General features: G+C 63.6%; 27 protein-coding genes, 1 tRNA gene and 1 riboswitch. Of the genes, 17 read left to right on the forward strand and 11 right to left on the reverse strand.

Annotated elements, in window-relative coordinates; all coding sequences use genetic code 11:
- The first annotated feature begins 153 nt into the window (after window positions 1-153).
- Window positions 154-987, forward strand: coding sequence for an EAL domain-containing protein (locus F6X42_RS08745; RefSeq protein ID WP_187633823.1), 834 nt, complete (start codon window positions 154-156; stop codon window positions 985-987).
- 41 nt (window positions 988-1,028) lie between these two features.
- Here the strand turns inward: F6X42_RS08745 and F6X42_RS08750 are convergent, their stop codons facing one another.
- On the reverse strand, window positions 1,029-1,814 hold the full coding sequence (locus F6X42_RS08750; protein WP_187633824.1) for an IclR family transcriptional regulator: 786 nt from the start codon (window positions 1,812-1,814) through the stop codon (window positions 1,029-1,031).
- Window positions 1,815-1,909: 95 nt separating this feature from the next.
- Between F6X42_RS08750 and F6X42_RS08755 the strand changes: the two genes are divergently transcribed.
- Window positions 1,910-3,100 carry an acyl-CoA dehydrogenase gene (locus F6X42_RS08755; protein WP_187633825.1) on the forward strand — a complete coding sequence of 397 codons (1,191 nt, stop codon included), beginning with the start codon at window positions 1,910-1,912 and terminating at the stop codon, window positions 3,098-3,100.
- Between the two features lie 74 nt (window positions 3,101-3,174).
- Here F6X42_RS08755 and F6X42_RS08760 read toward each other — a convergent pair whose 3' ends face one another.
- Window positions 3,175-3,813 carry a peroxiredoxin gene (locus F6X42_RS08760; RefSeq protein WP_187633826.1) on the reverse strand — a complete coding sequence of 213 codons (639 nt, stop codon included), beginning with the start codon at window positions 3,811-3,813 and terminating at the stop codon, window positions 3,175-3,177.
- Between the two features lie 349 nt (window positions 3,814-4,162).
- On the opposite strand from F6X42_RS08760, the gene F6X42_RS08765 reads away from it, so the two are divergent.
- The 3 genes from F6X42_RS08765 to F6X42_RS08775 all read left to right on the forward strand — a co-directional run bounded on the left by F6X42_RS08765 (window position 4,163) and on the right by F6X42_RS08775 (window position 5,552).
- Window positions 4,163-4,465 carry an ElaB/YgaM/YqjD family protein gene (locus tag F6X42_RS08765; RefSeq protein ID WP_187633827.1) on the forward strand — a complete coding sequence of 101 codons (303 nt, stop codon included), beginning with the start codon at window positions 4,163-4,165 and terminating at the stop codon, window positions 4,463-4,465.
- Between the two features lie 136 nt (window positions 4,466-4,601).
- Window positions 4,602-4,991, forward strand: a complete 390-nt coding sequence (locus F6X42_RS08770) for a phage holin family protein (protein WP_187633828.1) — start codon at window positions 4,602-4,604, stop codon at window positions 4,989-4,991.
- A gap of 57 nt (window positions 4,992-5,048) precedes the next feature.
- Complete coding sequence (locus F6X42_RS08775; RefSeq protein WP_187633829.1) at window positions 5,049-5,552, forward strand: DUF3318 domain-containing protein; 504 nt, start codon at window positions 5,049-5,051, stop codon at window positions 5,550-5,552.
- Between the two features lie 85 nt (window positions 5,553-5,637).
- Here F6X42_RS08775 and F6X42_RS08780 read toward each other — a convergent pair whose 3' ends face one another.
- The 7 genes from F6X42_RS08780 to glyA form a co-directional block, all read right to left on the reverse strand.
- The gene (locus F6X42_RS08780; protein ID WP_187633830.1) at window positions 5,638-6,069 is read right to left on the reverse strand and encodes a type IV pilin protein; all 432 of its coding nucleotides are present in this window, start codon (window positions 6,067-6,069) and stop codon (window positions 5,638-5,640) included.
- Between the two features lie 22 nt (window positions 6,070-6,091).
- The gene (locus F6X42_RS08785; RefSeq protein WP_246530029.1) at window positions 6,092-6,691 is read right to left on the reverse strand and encodes a pilus assembly PilX family protein; all 600 of its coding nucleotides are present in this window, start codon (window positions 6,689-6,691) and stop codon (window positions 6,092-6,094) included.
- On the reverse strand, window positions 6,691-7,497 hold the full coding sequence (locus tag F6X42_RS08790; protein WP_187633831.1) for a PilW family protein: 807 nt from the start codon (window positions 7,495-7,497) through the stop codon (window positions 6,691-6,693). The genes F6X42_RS08785 and F6X42_RS08790 overlap by 1 nt, the downstream gene beginning before the upstream one ends.
- On the reverse strand, window positions 7,494-7,943 hold the full coding sequence (locus F6X42_RS08795) for a hypothetical protein (protein WP_187633832.1): 450 nt from the start codon (window positions 7,941-7,943) through the stop codon (window positions 7,494-7,496). Before F6X42_RS08795 ends, F6X42_RS08790 begins: the two co-directional genes overlap by 4 nt.
- The gene (locus tag F6X42_RS08800; protein ID WP_187633833.1) at window positions 7,940-8,500 is read right to left on the reverse strand and encodes a GspH/FimT family pseudopilin; all 561 of its coding nucleotides are present in this window, start codon (window positions 8,498-8,500) and stop codon (window positions 7,940-7,942) included. Before F6X42_RS08800 ends, F6X42_RS08795 begins: the two co-directional genes overlap by 4 nt.
- 219 nt (window positions 8,501-8,719) lie before the next feature.
- Window positions 8,720-9,202 (reverse strand): transcriptional regulator NrdR, encoded by a 483-nt coding sequence (gene nrdR / locus F6X42_RS08805; protein WP_008919734.1) that lies wholly within the window; start codon window positions 9,200-9,202, stop codon window positions 8,720-8,722.
- Between the two features lie 6 nt (window positions 9,203-9,208).
- Window positions 9,209-10,456 carry a serine hydroxymethyltransferase gene (gene glyA / locus F6X42_RS08810; protein ID WP_187633834.1) on the reverse strand — a complete coding sequence of 416 codons (1,248 nt, stop codon included), beginning with the start codon at window positions 10,454-10,456 and terminating at the stop codon, window positions 9,209-9,211.
- A 178-nt stretch (window positions 10,457-10,634) separates the two neighbouring features.
- Window positions 10,635-10,761: riboswitch (ZMP/ZTP riboswitch) on the reverse strand.
- Window positions 10,762-11,008: 247 nt separating this feature from the next.
- On the opposite strand from glyA, the gene ydfG reads away from it, so the two are divergent.
- The 10 genes from ydfG to F6X42_RS08860 all read left to right on the forward strand — a co-directional run bounded on the left by ydfG (window position 11,009) and on the right by F6X42_RS08860 (window position 19,548).
- Entirely contained in the window at window positions 11,009-11,755 is a 747-nt protein-coding gene (gene ydfG, locus F6X42_RS08815; RefSeq protein ID WP_187633835.1) for a bifunctional NADP-dependent 3-hydroxy acid dehydrogenase/3-hydroxypropionate dehydrogenase YdfG, read from the forward strand.
- A gap of 118 nt (window positions 11,756-11,873) precedes the next feature.
- Window positions 11,874-12,338 carry a tol-pal system-associated acyl-CoA thioesterase gene (ybgC, locus tag F6X42_RS08820; RefSeq protein ID WP_187633836.1) on the forward strand — a complete coding sequence of 155 codons (465 nt, stop codon included), beginning with the start codon at window positions 11,874-11,876 and terminating at the stop codon, window positions 12,336-12,338.
- A 187-nt stretch (window positions 12,339-12,525) separates the two neighbouring features.
- Window positions 12,526-13,203, forward strand: coding sequence for a protein TolQ (gene tolQ / locus F6X42_RS08825; protein ID WP_187633837.1), 678 nt, complete (start codon window positions 12,526-12,528; stop codon window positions 13,201-13,203).
- Window positions 13,204-13,213: 10 nt separating this feature from the next.
- Window positions 13,214-13,660, forward strand: coding sequence for a protein TolR (gene tolR, locus F6X42_RS08830; RefSeq protein WP_187633838.1), 447 nt, complete (start codon window positions 13,214-13,216; stop codon window positions 13,658-13,660).
- Window positions 13,657-14,697, forward strand: a complete 1,041-nt coding sequence (tolA, locus tag F6X42_RS08835; protein ID WP_187633839.1) for a cell envelope integrity protein TolA — start codon at window positions 13,657-13,659, stop codon at window positions 14,695-14,697. Before tolR ends, tolA begins: the two co-directional genes overlap by 4 nt.
- Before the next feature lie 137 nt (window positions 14,698-14,834).
- Window positions 14,835-16,127, forward strand: coding sequence for a Tol-Pal system beta propeller repeat protein TolB (gene tolB / locus F6X42_RS08840; protein WP_187633840.1), 1,293 nt, complete (start codon window positions 14,835-14,837; stop codon window positions 16,125-16,127).
- 32 nt (window positions 16,128-16,159) lie between these two features.
- Window positions 16,160-16,666 carry a peptidoglycan-associated lipoprotein Pal gene (gene pal, locus F6X42_RS08845; RefSeq protein ID WP_187633841.1) on the forward strand — a complete coding sequence of 169 codons (507 nt, stop codon included), beginning with the start codon at window positions 16,160-16,162 and terminating at the stop codon, window positions 16,664-16,666.
- A 20-nt stretch (window positions 16,667-16,686) separates the two neighbouring features.
- Entirely contained in the window at window positions 16,687-17,436 is a 750-nt protein-coding gene (gene ybgF, locus F6X42_RS08850) for a tol-pal system protein YbgF (RefSeq protein ID WP_187633842.1), read from the forward strand.
- A 184-nt stretch (window positions 17,437-17,620) separates the two neighbouring features.
- Window positions 17,621-17,696 (forward strand) — tRNA-Lys (locus F6X42_RS08855).
- Between the two features lie 241 nt (window positions 17,697-17,937).
- A complete protein-coding gene (locus tag F6X42_RS08860; protein ID WP_187633843.1) occupies window positions 17,938-19,548 on the forward strand; it encodes a hypothetical protein in 1,611 nt (536 codons plus the stop codon).
- Between the two features lie 157 nt (window positions 19,549-19,705).
- Here the strand turns inward: F6X42_RS08860 and F6X42_RS08865 are convergent, their stop codons facing one another.
- Complete coding sequence (locus F6X42_RS08865; RefSeq protein ID WP_187633844.1) at window positions 19,706-20,029, reverse strand: hypothetical protein; 324 nt, start codon at window positions 20,027-20,029, stop codon at window positions 19,706-19,708.
- Window positions 20,030-20,360: 331 nt separating this feature from the next.
- Here F6X42_RS08865 and F6X42_RS08870 point away from each other — a divergent pair, with 331 nt between their 5' ends.
- Window positions 20,361-21,023 (forward strand): hypothetical protein, encoded by a 663-nt coding sequence (locus F6X42_RS08870; protein ID WP_187633845.1) that lies wholly within the window; start codon window positions 20,361-20,363, stop codon window positions 21,021-21,023.
- Between the two features lie 103 nt (window positions 21,024-21,126).
- On the opposite strand, the gene F6X42_RS08875 is transcribed toward F6X42_RS08870, so the two are convergent.
- A complete protein-coding gene (locus F6X42_RS08875; protein ID WP_187633846.1) occupies window positions 21,127-22,059 on the reverse strand; it encodes a LysR family transcriptional regulator in 933 nt (310 codons plus the stop codon).
- Window positions 22,060-22,235: 176 nt separating this feature from the next.
- Between F6X42_RS08875 and F6X42_RS08880 the strand changes: the two genes are divergently transcribed.
- On the forward strand, window positions 22,236-23,282 hold the full coding sequence (locus tag F6X42_RS08880) for a 4-hydroxythreonine-4-phosphate dehydrogenase PdxA (protein WP_187633847.1): 1,047 nt from the start codon (window positions 22,236-22,238) through the stop codon (window positions 23,280-23,282).
- Window positions 23,283-23,295: the final 13 nt, after the last annotated feature.

The raw sequence follows: 23,295 nt of genomic DNA on the forward strand, positions 1-23,295 counted from the left end.
GCTCAGCCCCGGCCGATAAGCGTGCGGCCAATAACGTTATGAAGATTTTGTTAATCTGCGCACGGCGCCTACTGCTACCATCAACGAAAGCGGCCATTGCGTCGCGTTGCCACGCGCCCGGTGCGCGCTCATCGTCGCCTTTCATTCGCCTTCATGATTTCGCCGACCATCCCCAATCTGATCGCCCGTGCCGCTGATCACCCGTTTCTCGGCGAGCATCTCGCACTGGGACAAGGCGCGCACGCCGGCATCGCGCTCGGGCACTTCGACGGCATCGAGCTCACGAGCGCCTACGAACCGATCTTCGACATCAGCGTGCACGCGCTCGCGCAGTCGCTGTCATGCGGCGCGGAAGGAGTCGACCGGTTCGGCGACGAACTCGGCTTTCAGGCGGTCACGCACCGGCTCGACGCGCCGCCGTTCGACGTGTTCGATCCGTTCGACAAGATCGCCGACGATCAGCAGCTGGTGGCGCTAGATCGCATGTCGCGCGCACTGCACGCGATCAACTTCTTCGGCGCGCAGCGGCATGGGCTGCTGTTCTTGCGGGTGCATGAGAGGCTGCTGAAGAGTGTGAAATACGACCATGGCCAGCATTTTTCGAGCGTGCTGACGTCGTTCAATCTAAGCCCGGCGCGCATCGTGATCGAGCTGCCGGCGGCGGCGGTCGCGCACAAGACATTTCTCGGCTATCTGACGCGCAGCTATCAGCACTACGGTTTTAAGGTGGCGGGCAATCTGTCGAACGCGGGGCAGATTCTGTCGGTATCGGAAACCGCGCGGCTCGACTTCCTCAAGATGGATGCGGTGGTCGCCTTGCGCGACGCGACCGTGAAGCCGCTCGTCGGCTACGCGGGCCGGCTGCGGGTGCCGCTGATTTTCAGTCACGTGACGGATGAGGCACAGTTCTCCGCGCTACAGCAGTACGACGTGCGATTCGTGCAGGGACCGTTGTTCAACGCGCATTATCACGACTGGGCGGCGTGACACGTTGCAGGCCCGGTTAGCCGGGTTGCCCGGGCATGACCTCAGCCCGGCTCCCCCAATCGCGCCGCGAGCGCCTTCAGGCGCGGCGCGACATTCTCGCGAAACACCTCCTTCCCCATCGACGACGCCGGCCCGCTGCAGCTGAGCACGAGCCAGCGCTGTTCGCGCGGCTCGCGAAACGGCACCGCGACTGCGTTCACGTCGTCATGCCACGCGCGAAACGAGTAGCAGCAGCGCGCGGTCGCGAACGCGGCGATCTCCTTTTCGGCTTCGGCGACGAGCATCGCCCCCGCCTTGCCGGCCGCTTTTTTCAGATCCGCGAGTAGTGCGGTACGGGCGTCGAGCGGCTGCACGGCGAGATAGGCGCGGCCCATCGAACTGGTCAGCATCGACAGTTTCGAGCCGGATGCGAGGCCGAGCGTCAGCGCGGTGTCGCTGCGGATCGTCTCCAGATACACCATGTCGAGCCCGTCGCGGCAACCGAGCGAGACCGCCGCGCCGACCTCGCGCGCGAAGCTGCGCAAGTGCGGGCGCGCCAGTTCGAGCGTGTCGGTGCCCGACAGCAGCGCGAAGCCGAGCGACAGCACGCCGGCGTCGAGCGCATATTTGCCGTGTGTTTCGTCGAGCCGCAGATAGCCGAGCACCGTCAGCGTGTAGGCGAGACGGTTTACGGTTGCCTTCGGCAAACCCGTGCGTTCGACGAAATCGCGATTGCCGAGCATCGTCTCGCCCGGCCGGAACGCGCGCAACAGGTCCAGCCCGCGAGCAAGGGCAACGACGAATTTGCGTTCGTCGAGCGGAGCGGAGAAAGTGGATGGCAGCGTCATAGGGTGATACACTCGGGCGTCGTTTTGCAAAACATTGTTTCGCAACGCGGAACTCAAGTCAAGCTTGTTCCGGGCGAGAGATCAGGAGATACGTGATGGCCGTAGCCGCGCAGTTTCACTGGGAAGACCCGTTGCTGCTGGATCAGCAGCTCACCGAAGACGAACGCATGGTGCGCGACGCCGCTGCGGCTTACTCGCAGGACAAGCTGCTGCCGCGCGTGCTGGAGGCGTTTCGCCACGAAAAGACCGATATCGGGATCTTTCGCGAAATGGGCGAGCTCGGCCTGCTCGGTCCGACGATTCCCGAACAATACGGCGGCCCCGGTCTGAACTATGTCGCGTACGGGCTGATCGCGCGTGAAGTGGAACGCGTCGACTCCGGCTATCGCTCGATGATGTCGGTGCAGTCGTCATTGGTGATGGTGCCGATCTACGAATTCGGCTCCGACGCGCAGAAGGAAAAATATCTGCCGAAGCTCGCGCGCGGCGAGTGGATCGGCTGCTTCGGTCTGACCGAGCCGAACCACGGCTCCGATCCGGGCGGCATGGTCACGCGCGCGAAGAAGGTCGACGGCGGCTATTCGCTGTCGGGTTCGAAGATGTGGATTACGAATTCGCCGATCGCCGACGTATTCGTCGTGTGGGCGAAGCTCGAGGAAGACGGCAAGGACAACATCCGCGGCTTCATTCTGGAGAAGGGCTGGAAGGGTCTGTCGGCGCCAGCGATCCACGGCAAGGTGGGTCTGCGCGCGTCGATCACCGGCGAAATCGTGCTCGACGAAGTGTTCGTGCCGGAACAGAACATCATGCCGGGCGTGAGCGGTCTGCGCGGGCCGTTCACGTGTCTGAACTCGGCGCGCTACGGCATCGCCTGGGGCGCGCTCGGCGCGGCTGAAGCGTGCTGGCACACCGCGCGTCAGTACGTGCTCGATCGCAAGCAGTTCGGCCGGCCGCTCGCCGCGAACCAACTGATCCAGAAGAAGCTCGCCGACATGCAGACCGAAATCACGCTCGGGCTGCAAGGCGTATTGCGCCTCGGCCGCATGAAGGACGAAGGCACGGCCGCTGCAGAAATCACCTCGATCATGAAGCGCAATTCGTGCGGCAAGGCGCTCGACATCGCCCGCCTCGCGCGCGACATGCTCGGCGGCAACGGCATTTCGGACGAGTTCGGCGTCGCGCGTCATCTGGTGAACCTCGAGGTCGTCAACACCTACGAAGGCACCCACGACGTTCACGCGTTGATCCTCGGGCGGGCGCAGACGGGTATTCAGGCGTTCTTCTGATTCCGATGCTGATGTATCGGTAATGCCAACAAGCCGGTCCCTTGGGACCGGCTTGTTGGTTTATGCCGCGCCGCTTACCGATTCGGCTGTGGCGTCAGGCGCAGATACGGACGCAGCGCCTTGTAGCCCTTCGGGAATTTCTGCTTGATGACTTCCTCGTCCTTCAGCGACGGCACGATGACGACGTCATCGCCCTGCCTCCAGTTGCCCGGCGTCGCGACCGAGTGACTGTCGGTCAGTTGCAGCGAATCGATCACGCGCAGCACTTCGTCGAAGTTGCGGCCGGTGCTCGCCGGATACGTGATGATCAGGCGCACCTTCCGGTTCGGATCGATGACGAACAGCGAGCGCACGGTGAACGTTTCGTTCGCGTTCGGATGAATCATGTCGTACAGCGCGGACACCTTGCGATCGCCGTCCGCGAGAATCGGAAAACCGACGTTGGCGGCCTGCGTCTCGTTGATGTCCTTGATCCACTCCTTGTGCGACTCCGCGCTGTCGACCGACAACGCGATCGTCTTCACGTTGCGCTTTTCGAACTCGCCGGCGAGCTTCGCGGTCAGGCCCAGTTCAGTCGTGCACACCGGCGTGAAGTCGGCGGGATGCGAGAACAGCACGCCCCAGCTATGGCCGAGCCACTCGTGAAACCGGATGCGGCCAATGCTCGACTCCTGTTCGAAATCCGGCGCAATGTCGCCAAGACGTAGACTCATAGTGCATCTCCTGTAGGTATTCGGAAGGTATCCGGATAAGGTCGCGGGCGTGTGCCCGCGGCGGCCCGTCACGATAAAGCATAAGGCTGCGGTGGTATATGGCGAACCAACATCGCGTCAGTACTTTATGCGTTTTTGTAATTTTCTCGCGTTTGACGGAAACTTTGCGGGACAGATCAACTCAATTCGATACCGGTCTGGAGCAGAGTGCCCTCAAACGGGTGTCTTGACGCCACACGCGCTGCCGGGAACGGATTGTGCAGCGGCGGCATGTAACCGGCACTACGCTCGCCAGCGACCGTTTCTTTGGTTACGATTTACGCGCAGCGTGAGACAAAGGGAGCTGTCAATGTCGGAAGTCAACAAGGAGAGATTGATGTCGGATATCAAAACCGTCCTCGCGGACGCTGAAGACCTGCTGAAACAGGCCGCGAGCGCTACCGGCGAACGCGCGTCGGAACTGCGCGAAACCGCGCTGACGCGCCTGAAGCAGGCGAAAGAAAAAGCAGCCGACGTTCAGGTCGTGGTCGTCGAAAAGGGCAAGAAGGCCGCCCGCGCCACCGACGATTACGTGCACGAACATCCGTGGGCGTCGATCGGCATCGCCGCCGGCATCGGCGTGGTGGTCGGTCTGCTGATCAATCGCAGGTAAAGGCCGGTAGGCCGCCGGAGCAGGCATGTCCGGCGCACCGGCGACACGGGCGGACCGGCCGGCGCGAGCCTCGCCGGTCCGCTTCCGCTGGCGCGCGTGCGCGCTAGCCAGGCCCTCACGCGCAACGCCCACAGCCATGACGACCGAAACACACTCGCAGCGCGCGGAACGCAGCCCGTTGCGCCGTATTCTCAGTTCCGTTTTTGCCATCCTGCAGACACGCCTCGAACTGGTGGGCATCGAACTCGCCGAGGAAAAAGACCGCCTGCTCGGCGTGCTGTTTCTCGGCCTTGCCGCGATGATGCTCGCCACGATGGCCTTGATCGCGTTGACCGCACTGATCGCCATTGCCTTCTGGGACACCTACCGATGGCAGGCGCTCGCTGGCATCACCGCGGTCTACGCGATTGCCGGCCTGGTCTGCGCGCTGAAGGCGCGCAGTGGTCTGCGCAACGCGCCGATGGTATTCGAAGCGACCATCGCCGAGTTCGAAAAGGATCGCGACGCGTTCCGCAGCCGCGACTGATGCGTAAGTTTGTCTGCATCCGATCCATCGCCTCAACTCCACTGCCGCCGACACGCCATGAGCCAGTCCCGTCCCGATACCGCCTTTCGTAACAAGCGCCATCCGTCGAAGGATCTAAGCGCGCCGCATCTGCGGGCGCTGCGCAAGGAATTGCTGCTGGTGCGCGCGGACGTCGAGCGCGTCGAACTCGCGCAGGCCACCTTCGAACTTCGCCAGGCCGTCACGCATTTCAGTTGGCTCAGGTTCGTGATCCCGGGCTTCGGCGGCGTACGCGTGGGCAGAGGGCCGAAGGCGAGCGTGCTCAACGCGGGCACCATCGGCGCATTGCTCAAGCAGTATCCGCTCATCAGCTCGATCGCTTCGCTGTTGCTCGCCAAACCGCTGCGCGCGACCGTCTTCGCGAGCGCGAAGCCCGCGCTCAAGTGGGGGGGCATTGCGCTCGGCGCGTGGGAAGCGTTCCGGATCTGGCAACAGATGAAGAACGAGTCGGCGGCGGCTTCGGCGGCCGCGGCGGCTTCCGCTACGGTACAGTCGGCGGCTGCTCAGACCGAGTCGATGTGAAGGGCTATTGACGTCGTCGCCGCGGGTCTGGGCATGATCGCTGGGCCCTCCTTCCGCGAGGCCGCACGCCGGGCTTCGACGACCGCTAACCCGTATTCCAGCATTCGCTGCTTGTGGGTGTCGAGCCGCCCACTTCGTTTCTATTGCCTCGCTGACCGGTCGCATCTAGCGTGAACGTGCCGCACGGGTCGTCGCGCATCGGGCCCGCTTCCGCGGGCGCCGCTTCGATCGAATAGCCGCCGTTCGTGTCGTCTGCGGGCAGCATGCGCACGCGATACACCGGCGTGCCGAACTGCGGCGCCTGATCGAAGCCCGGTGGCAAGGCCAACACCCCATCGCTCGCCGCGCCCTCGACGAATTGCGCGGCCCGATATAACGCAGACGCCGCATCGATGCGATGTGTGCGTGCGATGTGGCTGCGATACGAAGGGATCGCAAACGCGGCGAGCGTGGCGCCGATCGCGAGCGCGATCACGAGTTCGAGCAGCGTGAATGCGGATGTATTCGGCCTTTTCATGCGTATCCAGTCGGTTCGTTCCTCAGAATGGTCTTGCGGCAACGCGCCGCCAATGACGTTCGACCGTGCCATCCTCGATCACCAATTCCATCTGCAACCAGACCTGCGACTCGCTGCTCTGCCCGAAGCCGCGCGCGCTCAGCAGATAAGCGGTGGCGTTGGGTCGACTCGCAAGACGCCAGGGCTCGATCAGGCATTGCGGCCCGCGTGATGATCCCGGCCATCGCGCGACAGGCGTGATGGCGCTCGCGTCGAACGCGGCTTCAAGTCTCCATTGAGCCGGCTCGCCGGATGCGAGCGGCATATTGGGCGCGTTGCCACTTGTCGATAGCATGTTGCGCACGCACAAGGTCAGCGCCGAATCCGCCGCGTGGAAAGCCTGCAGATAGTCGCGCACATTGGTCGCCGCGCGAGCCGCGGCGAGCGATGTTTCGAACCAGATCGCGGACGTGGCGAGCATCATGGCCGAGATCAACAGCACGATCGCGAGGACGATACCGCGTTGATCCGCCCGTCGTGCACCGCTCCGACAATTCCGCTTGCCTAAGTATTTCGGTTCTCTGTCTGCCCCGCCGCATAGATCGTATGCGCGGCGGCATCGCGTTGCTGCGTCACGGTCCATCATGACGACCCCGCCACGCGATCGCGCAGCGCAACCCTGCGCGAAAACACCTGCCGGGGCCGCAGGTCGGTGCCGAGCGTACTCACGCCGTCGCAATCGACGTACTTCGACCGCTGCCCTTGCGGCGCGCCGCGCACCAGCACGCAGACATCGACCGCGACGACGTTCGTCCATTGATCCGCCGACACGGCCGATGCATCCACCGTATCCGCGGCACCGTCCAGCCAGTAGCGCAACCGCACGCGTTCTACGCCTTCGACCAGCGGCTGCGCGGATCCGGCATTGCCGCTGCCTACGCAGTAAAGCTCCGGCTCGCCGGTCGAGCCGCTGACGTTGGCGAAGTAGCGATTGACCACCGGCGCGCCCTGGTCGCCAAGGACCGCAACGCTGCTCTTAACGGCCTGCCCGACGCAGTCGGTGACCTGCCCGCTCGACGATGCCCAGGTCGATACGACGTCTGCGACGTAACGGATCGCGACGCCATCCGAACCGTTACTCAACGTGGAGCAGGCGAGGCTGTCGTCGGCGCCGATCGGGCGACCGCCCGAGCAGCCGAACAGCGCGGGCGCCGCGTTATAGCCAACGACATCGGCAGGGACGAAGCCTGCCATCTGCAATTGCTGGCCGATCAGCATCAGCGCGGTCAACCCGGTTTCGCGAATCCGGCTCGTGTTGCTTGCCTGCACGAACGCGTTGCGCTGCGCCGTGTAGAGGGACACGGCGCCCGCGCTCACGATCAGTCCAAGGGTCATCGCGATCAGGAATTCGACCAATGTATGACCGCGTGCGCAATGCGGCGGCTTCATTTCGCGAACGCCAACGCGACGCACGACGACCCGACTGGTGCATCGACGTCGCCGCAAGGCTGCGCTGGTTGGGCAATCATGTCGCCCGCAGTGGGCCGGTCCCGCACGGACGCCCACGTCACCCGCGCCGTCGCGACCTCGCCGCTGGCGCCGATCGATGCCTCGCCGTGCGGTAGCAGAGCGCTCGCCCGCACTCTCCATTGATTGAGCGCGGCATCGCCCGAAGACGGCGTGCTCGTCGCTTCGGCAATCGAGTCGGCTATCCACGCGGCGCTCTCGCGCAGCGTCATTGCGCGCGCCTCGCGCGCGGTCCATACCTGAGCCGCGACCAGACCCAGCGCGCTCACCGCGACCAACACGACCGCCAGCATCACCTCGATCAGCGAGCTGCCGCCGCATGCCGATGCGCGCCCATGCGAACCGATGTCGAGTGCGGGCCGTCTCATGACGTCGCTCCACACGCGCCCTCCGAGATCCGCGCGCGACCACCTGCCGCGACGCTGATGCAGCGCCGCCATGGATTTCCCTGCATCGATTTCGATGGACTTCGCGGCGCTATATCGAAACTTCGAAACGAGCCGATCAGTTGCCCAGCCGGCGGTGTGAACGTCATGTCCGTCTGCACGCCGGTGATGCTCACTGCCGCAAGCGCCGGCTGCGCGCGCAATAACGACGGCTTGCCGCCGTGCTCGGCGAATACGGCCCAGCCGCAGGCCCAGTCGCCGATGCCGTCGGCGCAGGGTTGGCCCGACGGCAGACAGAGTCGCGCCGCATCGACGCGACACACCGTGATGCGCGTGCCGCGCCGCAGCGCCTCGCTGCGCGCGTAGGCGAACGTGGATAGAAGCGCCTTCGAGCGCGCGTCGACCTGATCGCGCATATGCCATGCGGCGAACGACGGCATCGCCATCACGGTGGTCAGCATCACGAGCGCTATCACCGCCAGCGTTTCGATGAGCGTGAAGCCGGCGCGTGACGGCCGGCGAATCCCCTTGCATTTCATCTGCACCCCTGAGCGTTTCGAACAGATGCAGTCAATCTAGCGATTTGCGAGCGATGCGACCATCGTCCGAATGGCCAGGTGGCATTCAGACGCTAGCGCGCGCAACAATGCACGTGACGATCGATCACGGAGGCGGGAGAAGCAATGCGTGAAAAGAAGCGCGAAATGCGCGAGGCGATGCGTGCGAACGACCGCGGCTCAGGTGCGGCACGCGTGCGCTCAGCGCTTGCGGGAAGGCTTGGGCGGGGAAGAGGCGCGGCGGAATTCCTCGATCACGTCCTCGAATTCGGAGACGTCTTCGAAGCGCCGGTATACGGAAGCGAAGCGAACATAGGCGATCGTGTCGAGCGCACGCAACTCGTTCATCACAAGTTCGCCGAGGCGCTCGCTGCGCACCTCGCGCTCGCCGCTGCCGAGCAGCTGATACTCGATGCGGGCGACCGCCGCCTCGATCGCGTCCACCGCCACCGGACGCTTGCGCAGCGCCAGTTGCATGCTCGCGACGATCTTGCGGCGATCGAATTCCGTGCGGGTCCCATCCTTCTTGACGACCGACGGCAACGCCAGCTCGACCCGCTCATACGTCGTGAAACGTTTGTCGCAGGCCGGGCAGCGGCGGCGCCGGCGAATCGTCGCGCCGTCTTCGGATACGCGCGAGTCGACGACCTGCGTATCGGCGTGGCGACAGAAGGGGCAATGCATGACGGCTTAGCCGTAAACCGGGAAGCGCTGGGTCAGCTCGGCGACTTGCGCGCGCACGCGCTCGATCGTCGCAGCGTCCTCCGGGTTGTCCAGCACGTCCGCGATCAGGTTGCCGACCTGTTCGGCTTCCTTTACACCGAAGCCGCGCGTGGTCATCGCCGGCGACCCCAGGCGGATGCCGCTGGTGACGAACGGCTTTTCCGGATCGTTCGGGATCGCGTTCTTGTTGACCGTGATATGCGCCGCGCCGAGCGCCGCTTCCGCAGCCTTGCCGGTGATTTTCTTCGCGCGCAGGTCGACCAGCATCACGTGGCTTTCCGTGCGGCCCGACACGATGCGCAGCCCACGCTTGACCAGCGTTTCAGCGAGCACGCGCGCGTTCTCGACGACCTGCTGCTGATATGCCTTGAATTCCGGCGACAGTGCTTCCTTGAACGCGACGGCCTTGCCCGCGATCACGTGCATCAGCGGACCGCCCTGGATGCCCGGGAAGATCGCCGAGTTGATCTGCTTCTCAAACTCGGCCTTCATCAGGATCACGCCGCCGCGCGGGCCGCGCAGGCTCTTGTGCGTGGTGGTGGTGACGAAGTCGGCGTGCGGCACCGGATTCGGATACACGCCCGCGGCGATGAGACCGGCGTAGTGCGCCATGTCGACCATCAGGTAAGCGCCAACCGACTTCGCGATCTTCGACATGCGTTCGAAATCGATGCGCAGTGCGAACGCCGACGCGCCCGCCACGATCAGTTTCGGCTTGTGTTCGTGCGCAAGCTTCTCGGCGGCGTCGTAGTCGATGTCTTCGGCTTCGTTCAGGCCGTAGCTGACCACGTTGAACCACTTGCCCGACATGTTGACCGGCGAGCCGTGCGTGAGGTGACCGCCGTGCGCGAGGCTCATGCCCATGATCGTGTCGCCCGGCTTGAGCATCGCGAAGAACACGCCCTGGTTCGCCTGCGAGCCCGAGTTCGGCTGCACGTTCGCGGCTTCGGCGCCGAACAGCTGCTTAACGCGGTCGATCGCCAGTTGCTCGGCGACGTCGACGTATTCGCAGCCGCCGTAGTAGCGCTTGCCCGGATACCCTTCGGCATATTTGTTCGTGAGTTGCGAGCCTTGCGCGGCCATCACGGCCGGGCTCGTATAGTTTTCCGACGCGATCAGTTCGATGTGCTCTTCCTGACGGCGGTTTTCCTGCTCGATGACCTTCCAGAGTTCAGGATCGACGTTGGCGATGGTGCTTTGGGCTCTGTCAAACATACGGGTTCCGTTGAGTGTTTTCAGGTTGACCGGATCGTGCGCCGAATCCTGCGTAGAGGGTACACAGCGGGGTACGCAGCGCTGTGGGCGGCGAGGCTTGCCCTGACGTGGCGAGTGGAGAGTCGCCGCATACGCGAGGCAGGCCAGCCACCGTCAGCGCAGATTAATGCGCGCGGTTCACGGCTGCCCAGGCGAACGGCAAAACGGCACCCCGCGCTTCACGGTGGGTTGTTCCACCTTGAACCCGATTGGTTGAATCGGCTGAGTCGGACGACTCGGTTCTATCGCCAGTCACGCAGGGTCGAGCGCGTTAGTGTATTGGAAGAGGCCCGAATAGGCAACCGACTTGCGGCTGCTCCAGCCGCCGCTGGCGGGGCCTCCGGACATACCGGCGGCCCCGCTGCGCAACCGTCCGACGAAAGCGCGCGCGCCGCGCCGCGCACCCGTTGCGCGTCGCCGCGGCAGCCGCCGATCCGGCTCGTGCAGCCTTGCCGCAGCGCGGCATTGGAAGTAGGCTTGGGGCCTTTGTCTGTCACCGACCAGGGAACTGCAATGATCGTGTTTGTCACAGGAGCGTCGGCCGGTTTCGGCGCCGCCATCGCCCGCTCGTTCGTCAAGGGCGGCCATCGTGTCGTCGCCACCGCTCGCCGCAAGGACCGCCTGCAGGCACTCGCCGACGAGTTCGGCGACGCGCTGCTGCCGTACGAGCTCGACGTGCGCGATCGCGCCGCCGTCGCAGCCGTGCCCGGCTCGCTGCCGGCCGACTTCGCCGCGATCGACGTGCTCGTCAATAACGCCGGCCTCGCGCTCGGCACCGAGCCGGCGCAAAAGGCGAGCCTCGACGAATGGAACACGATGATCGAGACCAATTGCACGGGCCTCGTGCAGGTCACGCATGCGCTGCTGCCCGGCATGGTCGAGCGCAATCGCGGGCATGTCTTCAATCTGGGCTCGGTGGCGGGCCGCTGGCCGTACGCGGGCGGCAACGTGTACGGTGCGACCAAGGCGTTCGTGCGCCAGTTCAGCCTGAACCTGCGCGCCGATCTCGCCGGCACTGCGCTGCGCGTGACCGACATCGAGCCGGGTCTGTGCGGCGGCACGGAATTCTCGAACGTACGCTATCGCGGCGACGACGACAAAGCCGCCAAGGTCTACGAAAACGTGCAGCCGCTGACGGCCGAAGACATCGCCGATTCGATCTACTGGATCGCCACGCGCCCGGCCCACGTCAACATCAACACGATCGAGCTGATGCCGGTCGCGCAGTCGTTCGGCGGTCTGTCCGTGCATCGCGGCTGAGTGTGACGGCGGGCGGCGGCGGCCGCTACGATTGCTCGCGCCGCCGACTATCGCCGCCGACGCCCCCCGCACGCAACTCACACTTCGAAACAGACCCCGGGGTGTGCGTTCCGGTAGAATGCGCCGCATGAATATGTCGACCAGCCAGCCCGGCGCGGAAATCGGCTACACGTGGCCCATCCGCGTGTACTACGAAGATACCGACGCCGGCGGCATCGTGTTTTTCGCCAACTACCTGAGATTTTTCGAACGGGCGCGCACCGAATGGCTGCGCGCGTGCGGCGTCGACCAGCATCGGCTCGCGGCACAAAGCGATGCGATTTTCATCGTGCGCAGTACCGCAGTCGATTACCGGGCGCCGGCCCGGCTCGACGACATCGTGAAAATTGTCAGCCGGATCGAACGTCTTGGCCGAGCTTCGGTAGACTTCGTCCAGGAAGCGTGGCGCGAAGACACGTTGCTTGCCACCGGCTCGGTCCGGGTTGGTTGTGTGGACCGCGCGACGCTGCGGCCGGCCGGGATCCCACCTTCGATCCTCGCCGCGCTGCGGCGCGGGCCGGACGTCAGCGAGAGCGCGGACTGAACAGCGGCGGCATGTCAACGAACGATGTCTGAGCCTCGTTGTTACGGGGCCAGTGAATACATACCGGTCAGGTAACACCAAGCATGGTTCGGCTTCGATATCGCCGAAGCTTCCGTTTTGCCCACGGCAAGCTTGAAGCGGCCTTGCAGCCGGACGCGCCCTTCCCGGGACGTTAAAACGAACCTTTATGAACACTACACAAGATCTGTCGATCGTTTCACTCGTCCTCAACGCGAGCCTGCTGGCCCAGGCCGTCATGGCTCTGCTGCTGTTGCTGTCGCTACTCTCCTGGACTTTCATCTTCCGCAAGTGGTTTGCGATTCGCCGGGCGCGCGCGCAAACTGAACGTTTCGAGCGTGATTTCTGGTCGGGCGGCGACCTTCAGGCGCTGTATCAGAGCGCCGCGAACAACCGCTACACGATCGGCGCGCTGGAGCGGATTTTCGAATCCGGCATGCGCGAATTCCTGAAAGGCAAAGAGAAACGCCTGAACGATTCCGGCGCGATTCTCGACGGCGCCCGGCGCGCGATGCGCGCGGCGTTCCAGCGTGAAATGGACGTGCTCGAAGCGAACCTCGCGTTCCTCGCGTCGGTCGGTTCGGTCAGCCCGTATATCGGTCTGTTCGGCACGGTCTGGGGGATCATGAATGCCTTTCGCGGCCTCGCCAACGTGCAGCAGGCTACGCTCGCGAACGTCGCGCCGGGCATCGCCGAGGCGCTGACCGCCACCGCGATCGGCCTGTTCGCCGCCATTCCGGCCGTGGTCGCGTATAACCGCTACGCGCACGACATCGACCGTCTGGCGATCCGTTTCGAAACCTTCATTGAAGAGTTCTCGAACATCCTGCAGCGCCAGGCACACTGAGGAGGCCACGATGGCAGGCTCCAGTTCCTCCAGCATGCGCGGCTCGCGCTCGCGTCGCGCAATGGCCGACATCAACGTCGTGCCGTATATCGACGTGATGCTCGTGCTGCTCGTGATCTTCATGGTCACGGCGCCGCTCGTCGCGCCGTCGATCGTCAATCTGCCGACCGTCGGCGGCGCCGCGCCGCAGCAGCAGACGCCGCCCGTGATCGTCAACATCCGCGCGGACGGCAACATGAGCGTCAAGTACAAGGACGACTCCGGCACGCAGCAGCAGGAAGACATGACGAAGGCTGGCCTCAACGGTTTCATCGCCGATCGGGCACAATCGCACCCCGATCAGCCCGTCGTGATCGCCGCCGACAAAACCGTGAAGTACGAAGTCGTGATGAACGTGATGTCCGAGTTGAAGGCTCGGGGCGTCAAGCGCGTCGGATTGCTCGTCAAATCGCAATGATCCGCAAGAATTCCGAATACCCGCTTCAGCCGCCGCGTGAACGCGGCACCGGGCGAGCTTTTCTGTTCGCGCTGGTGATGCATGCGCTGCTCGGATTCTTCCTGTATCAGGGCATCCAGTGGCAAAACAGCACGCCCGAAGGCGAGCAAGCGGAACTGTGGACCGAGGTACCGGATTCGGCGATCCCGCATCCCGTCGTCACGCCGCCGCCCGCGCCGGTCGCCCCTGCTCCGCCCGTGCGCGACGAGCAGGCCGACATCGCGCTGCAGGAAAAGAAGCGCCAGCAGCAGGAAGCGGCTCGCGCCGCGCAACTGGCCGAGCAGCAGCGCCAGCTGAAACTGAAAGAGCAGCAGGAAGCGGAAGCGAAGCGACAGCAACAGCTGGCGGCAGATGAGGCGGCCCAGCTCGCGGCGCAGAAGGCCGCGAAGCTCAAGCAGCAGGCGCAACAGCAGCAGCAGCAACAGCAGCAGGCCGAGAAGCTCAAGCAACAGCAGCTCGCCGAGCAGCAGAAGCAGCAGCAACTGAAAGAACAGCAGGAGCAGCAGCAAAAGCAGGCTCAGGCAGAAGCGCAGAAGAAGGCTGACGCCGAGAAAGCGGCGAAGACCAAGGCGCAAGCCGATGCGACGGCGCAGGCGAAGAAGCAGCTCGACAACGAACGTCGCACGCGGCTTGCGCAGATGCAGGGTCTGGCTGGCGGCGTGGGCGGCAGCAGCTCCAGCAGCAACGGACTCGGGAAGAACGGAACGGGAAGTGGCTCGGGGGGCACGGCGGCATCGCCCGGTTACGCCGACAAGGTGCGCCGGCTGGTGCTTCAGCATGTGAACTGGGGCGGCGAAACGGAAGGTCTCGAGACCGTGATCGCCGTGCGCTGTTCGCCGGACGGCAATCAGCTGAGCGCAAACATTACCCATGGCAGCGGCAACGCCGCGTGGGACGCCGCCGCGTTGCGGGCGGTGAAAGCCTCCGATCCGATGCCTCGGGACGTCAATGGCAAGACGCCCGACTACTTCCTTGTCACGCTGCGCCCGGCAAGTTGATGTGCAGTCTGACAGCCGACCGACAGCCAACGCCGCGCCCCACCCGGCGCGGGGTCAGGTGGGAACGAAATAGGCGTTTTCCGGTCTGTCTGCTGTCTCGAGTTTTAAGTAAAACCGTTTTGAGGAACCCATACAGCATGAGTTTGATGACCAAGCTAGGCCTGCGAACACTCGTGGCAACGTGCCTGATCGCCGTCGGCGGCGCCGCCAACGCACAACTCAACGTCCTCGTGACGGGCGTCGGATCCACACAGTTTCCCATCGCAACGGCGAATTTCGCCAATGAAGCGAACTCTCCGCAGCAGGTCAGCACGATCGTGCGTCAGGATCTGCAACGCAGCGGCAAATTCACGAATATCGACGCGGGCTCGACGCCGGTCTCCGAGACCGATTCCGTCGATCTCGGCGCATGGAAGGCGAAGGGCGCCAACGCGTTCGTCGCTGGCAGCGTGAACCGTCTGCCGAACGGCCAGTACGAAGTGCGCTTCAAGTTGTACGACACGGTCAAGGGCGAAAGCCTCGGCGGCCTCGTGCTGGTGAGCCCGGAAAGCGGTCTGCGCATGAGCGCGCACAAGGTCGCGGACTACATTTACGCAAAACTGATGGGCAATCGCGGCGTGTTCGCGACGCGCCTGTCGTATGTGATCAAGTCGGGCAACCGCTATCAGCTGCAGATCTCGGATTCGGACGGTCAGGACGCGCACATCGCGCTGTCGAGCCCCGAGCCGATCATCTCGCCGGCCTGGTCGCCGGACGGCACCAAGGTCGCTTACGTGTCGTTCGAGAAGAAGAAGCCGATCGTCTATATCCACGACCTGCCCACGGGCCGGCGCATCGTCGTATCGGACCAGAAGGGCAACAACAGTGCGCCGGCGTGGTCACCGGATGGCCGCACGCTCGCGGTAGCGCTGTCGCGCACCGGCAATACGCAGATTTTCGCGGTCAACGCGGACGGCAGCGGTCTGCGTCGCCTCACGCAGGGCAGCTCGATCGACACCGAGCCGACCTACTCTCCTGACGGTCAGTCGATCTATTTCACGAGCGACCGCGGCGGCGCACCGCAGATCTACAAGATGCCGGCGCAAGGTGAAAGCGCGGGCAGCGCGCAACGCGTCACGTTTACGGGCAGCTACAACACCAGCCCACGTGTGAGTCCTGACGGCAAGGAGCTTGCCTACATCTCGCGCGTCGGCGGTGCATTCAAGCTGTACATCCAGGACCTGCAAGGCGGAACCGCCACGGGCCTGACGGACACGACACATGACGAATCGCCGAGCTTCGCGGCGAACGGTCAGTACATTCTTTACGCCACTCAGGTGAACGGCCGTGGCGTGTTGGCCGCAGTATCGACCGATGGTCGCACTCGGCAGGTCCTGTCCGTTCAGGGCGGCAGCGTACGCGAGCCGTCCTGGGGCCCGTTTATGCAATAACGTTGATGCAATAACACAAGGAGAGTATTCAAATGATGTCCAAACTTCGTTTCGCATTCGCCGTCGTGATGGTCGGCGCATTGGCCGCATGTCACTCGGGCGTCAAGCTCGACGAAAACGCCAACAAGGGCGCAGGCTCGGCTCAACCGAACCCGAACGACGTCGCGACGGTCAACGTCGACCCGCTGAACGATCCGAACAGCCCGCTTGCCAAGCGCAGCATATACTTCGACTTCGACGCCTACTCGGTCAAGGACGATTATCAACCGCTGCTGCAACAACACGCGCAGTATCTGAAGAGCCACCCGCAGCGTCACGTGCTGATCCAGGGCAACACCGATGAGCGCGGCACCAGCGAATACAACCTCGCACTCGGCCAGAAGCGTGCTGAAGCCGTGCGTCGTTCGCTGTCTCTGATGGGCGTGGCGGACTCGCAAATGGAAGCCGTGAGCCTCGGCAAGGAAAAGCCGCTGGCAACGGGTCATGACGAAGCGTCGTGGGCACAGAACCGCCGCGCTGACCTCGTGTATCAACAGTAAGCCAACGGGTGGTAAGCCGAATGACGCATCGTTTCTCCTGGCTGCGGTTGGCCGCAGCGGCCTGCGTCGCAGGCACGGCGCTCGCGGCCGTGCCCGCCCATGCGGGCATGTTCGACGACGATCAGGCCCGCCAGGCCATTCTCGATCTGCGCTCGAAGACCGATAGTCTGTCGAGCCAGCTGTCGGCGGCGCAACGCACGATCCTCGATCAGTCCAACCGTCTCGACCAGCTGAACCAGCAGGTCGCGACGCTGCGTGGGCAGAACGAGGACATGGCGAACCAGCTCACGACGCTGCAAAAGCAGCAGAAGGACTACTACACCGATCTCGACACGCGCCTGAAGAAATTCGAGCCGCAGCAACAGACGGTGGACGGCGTCCAGGGCGAGGTGCAGCCGGGTGAAACCGAGGCGTTCAACGCGGCTTCACAGCAGTTCCGCAGCGGCGATTTCAAGAACGCGGCGACGTCGTTCCGTAGCTTCATCTCCAAATATCCGACCAGCCCTTATCAGCCAACCGCGCAATACTGGCTCGGCAATGCGCTGTATGCAATGCGCGACTACAAGGGTTCGACGGCGATCTGGCAAAGTGTCGTGAAGAACTATCCGCAGCATCCGCGTGCACCGGAAGCGCTGCTCGCGATCGCGAACAATCAGCTCGAACAAGGTCAGAAGGCCGCGGCGAAAAAGACGCTCGAGCAGATCGTCGCGCAATACGCCGGCTCGGACGTCGCGCAGTCGGCGCAGAGCAAGCTGTCGCAGATTAAGTAGATCGTGGTGTTGGATTGATCACGTTTTGATGTAGTTGGCAGTAACGCGCAGTGTCCGAAGTGATAGCCACGCGCGCCTCTCGCTGGAAAGCCCGGGTAGTGATGCCCGGGCTTTTCATTTTGGGCTGGTGATCTTGCTGAGTTGACAGGGCATGGGTGCGCCGATATAATTTTGCTTCTCTTTTGGGTCGTTAGCTCAGCTGGTAGAGCAGCGGACTTTTAATCCGTTGGTCACAGGTTCGAATCCCGTACGGCCTACCAAAAGATTCGAGGGCTGACATGCAAATGCATGTCGGCCCTTTTCTTTTTCCGCACGCAAAACAGGTACGCGCGGCGCCCGCCTCTTCCTGCCCTCCCCAAAAAAGGCGTTCCGTCCAGGCGCTTTCAGCCCCTCTCCAACGACACAACACGCAATCAAAAAGCACCCACGCGCCGCCACATTCTTAATCTTTTGTATTTTCGCATTCATGTTTGTGCCGCAGGTGGTTTGTAGCCTCGCGAGTTGCAATACCCGGCCTCCACCAGCAACTATGCGGCGGGCAACCTGCTGGTCTCGCGCACGGCTTATGATCCGGCGTACGTCGTGAGCGGCACGCTGCCTTATAACGCGGCGCCCACGACCACCAATGCATCGCCCGTGACGGCCGTCACGCCGGGCGGCTTTCCGAACGTGTTCACCAACGATTCGAACGACGCCAACTTCGGCGTGACGTCGGAAGCGTATCTGGATCAATGGGCACCGAATGCGGCGAGCCCGTCGCAAACGCTGGATGTCACCGCCCAGGCCGCGAAAAGCAACGTGAATTTCGCCACCAGCTTCGCCTCGAAGTCGGAGCTCGCGCTGAACGTGTCGCTGGATCAGAAATCGCTGACCTTCACCGGCTACAACACGTCGATCGACCAGGTCGATATCTCGAACACGAATACGCCGGGCGTGGTCGACACGACGAATACCGACGTCGCAACGCCGACCTACCGTACCGTCGCGCAGCTGAATTTCGCCGATAACAGCCTGTCGTTCACGAACACCAACGCTTACGCCGGCAACAACAGCCGCGCGGCGGTGCTGGTCAACGGCTTGTACTACATCGTCGGCAATGCCGGCAACTCGGGCAAGAATCCGAAGCCGACTACCGCGCAGCTCGACATGCTGACGATGGATACCGGCGTGCAAAGCATTGCTCCGGGCAGCCAATGCGCGTTCACGCAGGTGATCGGCGCATTCCAGTCGGGTACGGGCACCGGCACGTACACGGTCGCACCGGCTGGAACGGCGTGCTCGCTGGCGTCGATGGGTTCGATCACGGGCGGCAGTTCGACCGGCGATCAATTCGGATTCTCGATCACCAGTCTGCCGACGACGCCCGCAACGGCCGCCGACAAAACCGGCAAGGACGCCAACTACCGCGGCCTGTTCGTCGGTCCGGACGGCACCATGTATGTCTCCAAGGGCAGCGGCGGTAATGGGGTGAACACCATGTATCAGGTGGGCGCGACGGGTGCGCTCGCCAATGGCGGGAAGTTGCCGCAAAACGCCGCGACGACGATCGTGCCGGGCTTCCCGACCGCCCTCGCGACCAATCTGACGGCGCTCACGTCGCCTAGCCAGGTGACCGGCACCGTGTATCCGTTCGGCATGTGGATCCCCGCGTCGAATCCGTCGATCATGTTCGTCGCCGACGAAGGCGACGGCACGGCGGGCGACCAGGTCAGCGGCAGCGGTGGCCTGTGGGTCTATCAGAACCAGAACGGCACATGGAAGCCGCTCGCCAACCTGACGACGGGCCTGAACCTCGGCACGGCCTACACCGTGACGGACACCACCGGCGTGTATGGTACGAAGGGCGCGAGCTATACGACCACGCCTGACGGCTTGCGCAACCTCACGGGCCAGGTCAACAGCGACGGTTCGTTCACGATCTACGCAGTGACCTCGACGATCGGCAACAGCCTCGGCACCGCGTTCGATGCGGGCGCCGACTCGAACCAGCTGGTCAAGATCACGGTCAGCATCAGCGGTTCGACGGTGACTTCGGCGAAGGGCTTCACCGTGATGCAGACCGCGCCGTATGGCCAGGCGCTGCGCGGCGTCGCACTCGTGCCGAAGTCCTGAACGGGCTGGTAGAGTCTATACAAACGACCTGCGATCCGGCAGGTCGTTTTTTCTTGCACGCTGCTGGGTAGAGGCCGTCGCGACATACCGCCCGTCGCACCTGAACGCGCCGGCAATCGCGCGTCGAACTGCAGGGGCGGGCGAATCGTCGGTTCGACTAAATGAGGCCGTGCGCAATGCCGCTCGGCCTCGTCCAACGCTCCCTGTCGTTCGACACGCCGAAATCGGCGGCCTGTAGTGAAACGGTAGCCGAGCAGGCCGTCGAACGCTTTGCGCTGGCGCGCGCGAGGATTCGCTGCTCGTGCACGTAGAAGAATTCGAGTTGGCGCGCATCGGACGATCTTCGTTCGAGCTCGAACACATCCTCAAGCACGCGCCGCGACACGTGAAAACGCTGAAGTCCGCGGCCAAGCCGGATCTGAAAGACAACACCGTCGCTGTTATGCGGCACCGCTGCCCAGATAAGCGGAATGCTACTCATGGAGCCCCCGTAAGTCTGGATCTTCACGTCAGGAACATTGACGATTTCATCCTCGCACGTATAAACGCACGGCGCGACTCGTCAAAATTGAAACAAACCTGATTTGGTATTTTCGCCACAGCGGAGCGACTCCCGCATGCGAAAGATCTCTTCGGCTTCACGCCCTCCGACCCCATTCATTTGACCGGATGGTTCGCCACCTCACAGACCGTCTGCGCCCTCCGCTCACATGATCACTTCACGACGCCTTAGAGCGTTCTGAAAACAAACAAGAGAGAAAAACGGCGAGCGCGTCCCGCAACGATCGGGCTGCCTCGCTCAGGAGGTGCCCATGAAAGCTGGAAAGGTGATCTGGGTAGTGGCGTTGCCGTGTCTGATCGAAACCTCGCATGCGCAAGAGGTCTATCTGCAAGGCGGCACGCTAGGCATCGGGGTTGGCGCGGCGTGGAGCGTCACGTCGTGGTTCGGCGTGCACGCGGACTTCAACGCGATCGATCTGTCGCACAACTTCGACGTAGGCGGCAACCGCTACGAAGACGGCATACGGCTGCGCCAGGGTGGTCTGTACGGCGATCTGTTCCCGTGGTCCGGCAGCGGCTTTCGCGTGACCGCGGGCCTGCGTCTAACCGACAACGAAGTCAGCGGCAACTCGGTTCCGACCAACGGCATGTACGTATTCGAGGGTAAAGCCTCGCCAGCCTTTCCTGGCGAATACGCGACGGCGAGCGCGCGATACCCGAGCGCGATGCCCTACCTCGGCATCGGCTATGGCTTGCACCCGAGAGCCAAAGGCTGGGGGCTCGTGGTCGATCTCGGTGTTGCGTACGGCATTCCGAAGTCCTCGTACACGCTGTCGCCGGCACTGTCGCAGGCGGCGGGACCGCAGATGAGTCAGCAGATCATCAATACCGGATTGCAGCAACTGCGCGACAAGGCGTCGCCTTATCGATGGTATCCGACGTTGCAGGTCGGCATTTCTTATCGCTTCAACTAGGCACTAGAGCCTTAAGACGCAAATAGGTGTACGTAGTATCGGTTCGCAACAGGGCAACGACAGAAGGCCGCGCCGGCCGCGCTCGATCGGCACTGCGGGCCTGTCAGGCATCGCCATGAAATAGCGCCAGAAAATGCCTTGCGGGCGCGCTCAATGGCCTGTCGCGACGCACGATGCTCCCATACGAGGGAAGCTTGTGCGCGAACGCATAGCCGATCGCGGCCACGAGCCCGTGCTCCGCGTTGCGTTGCGCCACCGTTGCGGGAATGACGCCCAGCATCTGCGAGCGTGCAACGAGACTCATCGTCGTCAGAATGGAGCCGGTTTCGATCAGGCCGCGCGGTAACGGCCGGTGGTGCTCCTGAAATTCGCGCTCGACGACTTCGCGGGCAGGGCTGCCTGCCGGCTGGAGGATCCACGGGTAGGAAGCCAGCGTCTCGAACTCGACGCATGGCTGCTCTGCAAGGGGATGCTCACATCCAGCGACGATCGCAAGGGCTTCGTCATCGACGGAGCGGAACAGCGATTCACTGCCTGCGCCGACATCACGACCAATCACAACCTCGAGCACGCCCTCGTTCAGTTGAGGCATCAGGCGGTCGCTGGTATCCACCGCGATTTCGACAGCCATCAGCGGAAAGCGCTCTTTCAACTGCACCAGCGCCTCGGTCAGTCGGCCAGGCGTCGCCGCCATGATGCTGCCGATCGCAAGTCGCCCCGCGCTGCCCAGTTGCAATTCCGCCAGCTCACGATTGAGAGCTTCCATGCTGCCGCGTATTCCACGGAAGTAGCCGAGTACCCGCTCGCCCGCCGGATTGAGCCGCAAGCCGCGGCCCGCGCGCTCGAAAAGTGGCTGCCCCAAGGCGCTTTCCAGTTCGTGCAGCATTTTCGTCGCGGCGGGCTGCGTGAGTCCGAGTTGACCCGCGGCACCGCGCAGCGTCGAGTATTCCTCGACGGCGAGCAGCAGCGCAATCTGGCGCATTCGCAGCCGGTTCAGCAGTTGCGGCGTCGTGTCCCGTCTGTCGATCGAACCCATTCTGATTACCTGCAGTTATCAATTCATCAGCAGTTTTCAATTTACGGGGTGGTGACGTCTACCTAGTATGAACCCTGAACGACACCGGGCCGCAACGCGGCCGCCATGAGGAGACGCACCATGCGAATCGAACATCTGACCGCGCAATCGCGGTCCATTGCGGCGGGAGACAACGCATGACCGCCATTTCCGGCCTCCCCGTCATTGCGCTGACGCTTGGCGATCCGGCGGGCATCGGCCCTGAGCTGATTGCGAAGCTGCTTGCCCGGCCTGATGCAACCACGCACGCGAACATCGTGCTGGTCGGCGACCGCTGGCTGTGGGAAGACGGCCAGCGCATTGCGCGGGTGCGAGTGGACGTCGAGCCGCTCGACTCGCTGGCCGATGCGCGCCTGCGCACATCGACAAGCCTGCCGGCCTTCGTCGCCGTCGACACCGTGAATCCAGCCGACGTGGTAAGCGGCGAAGCCCGCGCAGCGGGCGGCCGCTCCGTGCTCCACGTACTCGACCTGTGCATGGATGCCACGCTTGCCGGCCACGTCGACGCGATCTGCTTCGCGCCGCTTAACAAGCGGGCAATGAAGCTAGGCGGTCTGGAACACGAAGACGAACTCCATCACTTCGCGAAGTATCTCGGCGTGACCGGCTACTTCTGCGAGTTCAACACACTCGGCGACCTGTGGACCGCACGCATCTCGTCGCATATCCCTCTGAAAGATGCGGCGAGCTACGTGAGCGTCGAGCGCATCACGCAGGCAGCGGAACTGATGTACCAGTCCCTTCGCGCAAACGATGTCAGCACGCCGAAGGTGGCGATTGCGGCATTCAACCCCCACGGCGGCGACGGCGGCGTTTGCGGCCGTGAGGAAGTCGACGTGATCGTTCCCGCGGTAAGGGCGCTTCAGGCAAGGGCCTGGCCCACCGACGCGCCCTTTCACGGGCCGTTTCCGGCCGACACGATCTTCCTGAAGGCGCAGGCCGGCGAGTATCACGCGATCGTCACGATGTACCACGACCAGGGGCAGATTGCCATCAAGCTGCTGGGCTTTTCGCGCGGCGTCACGGTGCAGGGCGGTCTGCCCGTGCCGATCACGACTCCCGCTCACGGAACCGCGTACGACATCGCCGGACGCGGCTGTGCAGACGTCGGCGCGACGTGGCAAGCGTTTCAGATCGCATGCCGCATGGGCACCGCCCACCGGCGCGACTTCATCGCGGCCTGAGCGCACGCGGTTC

Origin of the sequence: Paraburkholderia podalyriae (genome assembly GCF_014397785.1) — a bacterium.
In the GTDB taxonomy this organism is placed as follows: domain Bacteria; phylum Pseudomonadota; class Gammaproteobacteria; order Burkholderiales; family Burkholderiaceae; genus Paraburkholderia; species Paraburkholderia podalyriae.